Below are 1,227 nucleotides of genomic sequence, written 5' to 3'. Positions count from 1 at the left end.
ATGTATAACTTATCCTTAGAATTTACATCTACCTAAATGAATATAATCTTTTAGCAAAATCTTTCCTATGGAATAAAATTTACCGAAAGACTTGTACCGCAATAAATACAGATTTTTAGATATTGATAAAATCTTTGGATTAGCGGTATATAGTTACTTAGCTATTAACTTTTATTAGTGTAAAAAATATCGCGACGGAAACGGGAACCATTTCGCCAAACTTCGATTCCTTCGGGAGAAACAAAGTAAGAAAAGCTACCGTTATCAGCCCGATATTGAGAGCTATTAATATTCCAAGCTGGTAGTTTAACAGGTTGATTGGGATTTTGTTTTAATTCCCCAATATAAAACAATTGTCCGTTTTCTTGACAGACTTGAACCCGTGCATTAGTAGTTTCACCAGCAATTAAAGTTTTCCCATTACAGCGATTATTCCGATTAGCATTACTAGGATTCTGAATCAGATTACTAACTGTAGGTATAGGTTTAACTTGGTTATTTTGTTGTGTGTTAGTTTGTATGTTAGTTGAACTCACATTAGAAGCTATATTATTAAGCTCTGCTTGTCGCAACAATAGGATTGGATTGACAGCGACAGGTCGATTTGTTTTAATTCCATTGGTATGAACTTCAAAATGGAGATGGGGAGCGGAACTATTACCAGTGGAACCCATCTCTGCAATTATCTGACCTTGATTAACTTGTTGCCCTTGGTTAACTAAAATACGACGATTATGACCGTAAACTGTTGTTCTGCCATCGGGATGTTGGATTTTGATAACATTACCCAATCCCCAATCATCCCATCCAACTTGAATAACCTTGCCCCCAGCAGCAGCTAAAATCGGTGTTCCCGATGCATTGGCAATATCAATACCTTCATGTTGATATTTGCGGAAACCCTGGGATACTATACCTTGTGCGGGATAAATCAAATTTGAAGTGGAATTTGTAGCTTGTTGCTTTGGGGGTGGATTTTGAGAATTATTAATGGTTTGCGTTCTCACAGGAGTACTTATACTGATGATAACAGTCAAGATTAATCCAAATAAGCCATAAGTAGGGAGACAAAGAACAGCACTGTTTTTCATGAATTCAAAGCCAGATGACAACTACAACTGAGACGACATTTTGATACATGGGGTTTCTCTGTGAGAGAGGAAATAGTTATCAGCATTAAGTGATGTAATTTTTGTTCGCAGAAATGTGGATTAAATAAATATTATC

1 protein-coding gene is annotated in these 1,227 nt (G+C 36.1%); it reads right to left on the bottom strand.

The genetic code is table 11. The features are described from left to right. Positions 1-164 precede the first annotated feature (164 nt). Positions 165-1,091, bottom strand: coding sequence for a M23 family metallopeptidase (locus CK510_RS30595; protein WP_095725149.1), 927 nt, complete (start codon positions 1,089-1,091; stop codon positions 165-167). Positions 1,092-1,227: the final 136 nt, after the last annotated feature.

Origin of the sequence: Brunnivagina elsteri CCALA 953 (assembly GCF_002289455.1) — a bacterium.
GTDB lineage: Bacteria > Cyanobacteriota > Cyanobacteriia > Cyanobacteriales > Nostocaceae > Brunnivagina > Brunnivagina elsteri.
This window is presented reverse-complemented; position numbering and strand designations above follow the sequence as displayed.